This window comes from Flavobacterium sp. (genome assembly GCF_036405015.1).
Classification (GTDB): Bacteria; Bacteroidota; Bacteroidia; order Flavobacteriales; family Flavobacteriaceae; genus Flavobacterium.
The window spans coordinates 1-2,988 of record NZ_DASWYK010000225.1 but is presented as its reverse complement, the minus strand read 5'-3'; the positions used below and the strand labels follow the sequence as shown (position 1 = coordinate 2,988).

Annotated in this window: 4 protein-coding genes; all 4 read right to left on the bottom strand. The window is 32.7% G+C overall.

Going from position 1 to position 2,988, the window contains the following annotated elements:
- Positions 1-514 (bottom strand): DegT/DnrJ/EryC1/StrS family aminotransferase (locus VGE71_RS19410; protein ID WP_331139781.1); only part of this gene is annotated, 514 nt, incomplete at its 3' end.
- Positions 511-1,458, bottom strand: a complete 948-nt coding sequence (locus VGE71_RS19405) for a FemAB family protein (protein WP_331139780.1) — start codon at positions 1,456-1,458, stop codon at positions 511-513. The genes VGE71_RS19405 and VGE71_RS19410, both read right to left, overlap by 4 nt.
- A 7-nt stretch (positions 1,459-1,465) precedes the next feature.
- Positions 1,466-2,068, bottom strand: coding sequence for a trimeric intracellular cation channel family protein (locus tag VGE71_RS19400; RefSeq protein ID WP_331139779.1), 603 nt, complete (start codon positions 2,066-2,068; stop codon positions 1,466-1,468).
- Positions 2,069-2,156: 88 nt separating this feature from the next.
- Positions 2,157-2,972 (bottom strand): hypothetical protein, encoded by an 816-nt coding sequence (locus tag VGE71_RS19395; protein ID WP_414656181.1) that lies wholly within the window; start codon positions 2,970-2,972, stop codon positions 2,157-2,159.
- Positions 2,973-2,988 lie beyond the last annotated feature (16 nt).

The following is a 2,988-nucleotide window of genomic DNA, read 5'->3' as shown; positions in this document are numbered from 1 at the left end:
ATTTAAAATTTTCCGTTCCGTGCGATTGTGCTGCATCTTCTACCACAATTAAATCGTTTTGAAGTGCTACTTCGCTTATTTTATCCATTTCGCACAATTGTCCGTATAAATGAACCGCTAAAATGGCTTTTGTTTTTGAAGTGATTTTAGCTTCAATTAAATCTGGATTTAGATTATATGTTTCTAATCTCGGTTCGACTAAAATCGGAACCAAATCAGCTTGTAAAATGGCTAAAATACTGGCAATATAGGTGTTCGCAGGAACAATAACTTCATCGCCTTTTTTAAGTTTTCCAAGTTCGATGTAACCTTTAAAAATCAAAACCAAAGCATCAAATCCGTTTCCAACTCCAATGCAATATTTCGAGTGACAATATTCAGCGAAAGCTTTTTCAAATGTTTCCACTTCTTGTCCTAAAATATACCAGCCATTATCTAAAACCGTTTTCAGTTTTTCCTGAAAAGCAGTTTCATAAGGTTCGTTGATTTTTTTTAGATCTAAAAACGGTATCACTTAATTTCGATTTTATAAAAATCCTGACTGTAAACAGAACAGCCTAATTCTTCTTTTTGTTTTAAAAGTCCAGAGTTGTAATCTTCGGTATCGGAATTTACAATTCCCATATCAAAAAAGTGTTTTCCTTTTCGTTTGTATTTATGAATCAGATTGATGAATAAAAAGTCTAAAGCTCTAAATTCTTCTCCAATTTTTGAAGTTGCACCATACTGCGATTTGACTACGTTTTTGGTTTCAAAGATGGTAATTCCAGCTATAATTTCATCATTTCTGTAAGCCGAATATTGTTTGATATTTTGAGGGAATTTAGCTTTTAAAAGTGCCATTTCTTCTTTAGAATGAACTGGTTTGGTATTGAATTTCTCTTGTAATCGTGGCTCCAAAACTTTTCCCCAAAACGGATCGAATTGCTCTTCTTCAAAAATATCCAAATCTAAATTTTCGATTCTTCTAAAGTGCTTCATTTTGCTTTTTGAAATCTTTAAAGGAACAGTCAAATTAACCGCTAAATTCATTTCTTTTCGCTCCAAAACTGCTTTTCTTTTCATCAAAAAAAAGTTCATTTCCTTATTTCCTTCCAAAAAATAAAAATCTGGAATTGGCTTATAATAAAAAGTCTCTATTTGGTTTTCTTTCAGAAAAAGTAAAATTTCATCTAGAATCGATTCTACTTTTTCTACATTTAATTTAGAAGTATAAACCAATCCGCCGTAAGTAAGTCCCTGGTGCGAATAAACAGCATTTTCTTTTTTATTGGCTGGAAGAACAGCACGCAATTTTTCTTCTTCAAAAACTAAAAGCGAAAAATCTTCAAATCGATCTTTATGATATTCCATAAAATCGCGATGAAATAAAAACGTAGCATTTTTCGCTTGACCGATAAAATCGTTCCAAACTGAAAAATCATCTTGATTGTATTTCCTTATGCTATATTTTTTCATCTGCAAATTACTTGTGATCAAATGCTTTTAAGTGCCATTTATATTTTACCGCCATTAGTCTGATTATAATAATGACAAGTGAAGTAACTAAATAAAGTATATCATCGTTTAGATTTAATTGTCGTAAACCAAAAAATACGATTCCGCCAAAAATACAGATTGTAGCGTATATTTCTTCTCTAAAAACATTCGGGATTTCGTTACACAAAATATCACGAATAACACCTCCAAAACAAGCGGTCATGGTTCCCAACGCAATACAAATTGCAGGATGAAGTCCAGTTAAAATACCTCTTTCTAGACCAATCAAAGTAAAAACACCAAGACCAATAGTATCAAATAAAAATAAAGAAGTTCTGAGTTTATCAAAACTTTTTCTAAAAAGAATCGCAAGAAAAAATCCTAAAATAATCACATAAACATACTGCATATCACGCATCCAGCCTACAGGAGTTCTTCCGATCAGTACATCACGAAGTGTTCCGCCTCCAACTGCTGTAACAAAGGCAATAATAAAAACACCAAACGGATCCAGTTTTTTATGCATTGCCGTTAAAGCTCCAGACATCGCAAATGCCATTGTCCCAATAATATCTAGTAAGTGAAACATTTTTTTTTAAGTTACAAAGATGCAAAGGGACAAAGTTACAAAGTTGTAAGTAATTATCTGAACAAATAAAATACTCTAAATGGATTCACTATTTTTTAACGTAGATCGGACTCCTTTTCAATAAATAGCTCACAGAATCCATCCAACTGTCTTTTACAGCTAAGAAAGGTTTACGAGTCTGAGAGTAGATTTTATCTCTGTTTTTATACATATCAAAATAAACCGTGTAGTAATAATAACTCTGATTGTTTGATGTCGTAGTCGAAACATCGTTTGTGGTTACTTTTTTATTGTTATTGCTCACTTTTGCATTTCCACTGTTGTAGGTGGTCGAAGTTGCACTTGTTCCGATTGTATACGAAATTTTAGCAGCCACAATATTATCTACTCCTAGTATTTTTTCCAGATCATCTATTGGGGTTTCGTCTATGTTACTGTGGTCGATTCCTGCTTTATGTAACAAACTATTTGTCGTTCTTAAATCTTGAACCGTTAACGGAAAAATATTAGATGATTTGTCCAACAATTTATTATAAAGATCATTTTGGGCAAATTTTGCCATATCTTCTGAGCTTTCTTGTGTATCTGAATTCAAATAAGGAACTGGAAGAACCGCTATTGTATTGGTCTTCATTTCTGACGCAGTAATTCCAGATGATCCAGCCGATGGTGAACTATTTCCCTGACTCACATCAAAAGTTTGAGATCTTCCGCTAGAAAAGTCAATTCTTGCAATTTGTGAAACGTCAAGCGAAATTTGCAATGTTTCTCCTGGAAGGGAATATTCTACGGTTTTATCAGACATTTTTGCAATAGTACATTCAATAATCTGATAATCTCTTTTGATGATTTTATCCAGTTTTTTTCCGCCTTGAGCGAAACTAAAAACGAAAGCAAACAACATTAATACCGTAAGGAAG

What these genes read in the sequence shown, in the direction of transcription:
- VGE71_RS19395 (WP_414656181.1), bottom strand. Translation starts at nt 2,972, where the DNA reads ATGTTGTTTGCTTTCGTTTTTAGTTTCGCTCAAGGCGGAAAAAAACTG.
- VGE71_RS19405 (WP_331139780.1), bottom strand. Translation starts at nt 1,458, where the DNA reads ATGAAAAAATATAGCATAAGGAAATACAATCAAGATGATTTTTCAGTT.
- VGE71_RS19400 (WP_331139779.1), bottom strand. Translation starts at nt 2,068, where the DNA reads ATGTTTCACTTACTAGATATTATTGGGACAATGGCATTTGCGATGTCT.